This is a genomic window from Ensifer sp. NM-2, from assembly GCF_003024455.1.
Lineage (GTDB): Bacteria > Pseudomonadota > Alphaproteobacteria > Rhizobiales > Rhizobiaceae > Ensifer > Ensifer canadensis.
On record NZ_PVZR01000203.1, the window covers coordinates 1 to 255 of the forward strand.

A 255-nucleotide genomic window follows, 5' to 3' on the forward strand; every position below is an offset into this window, starting at 1 on the left:
ACGATCCGGGCGATGACCAAGGCCAATGCCAACGTCAAGCTGTTGAAGACGATCCCCGGCATCGGCGAGTTCTTCGCCCGGCTGATCGACGCGGAGATTGACGATGTATCCCGCTTTCGCAATCCGATGAAGCTCGCCGCCTATGCCGGACTGGTGCCCTCGACCTATTCCTCCGGCGGCAAGACCTTTCACGGCAAGATCATCAAGCAGGGCAACAAGTGGCTGCGCTGGGCTTTCGTCGAAGCCGTCACCCCC

Annotated in this window: 1 protein-coding gene; it reads left to right on the forward strand. The window is 60.8% G+C overall.

Annotated features, from left to right (window positions below; translation table 11 throughout):
- On the forward strand, nucleotides 1–255 hold a 255-nt coding region (locus tag C6558_RS39475; RefSeq protein WP_146161042.1), incomplete at both ends, for a transposase.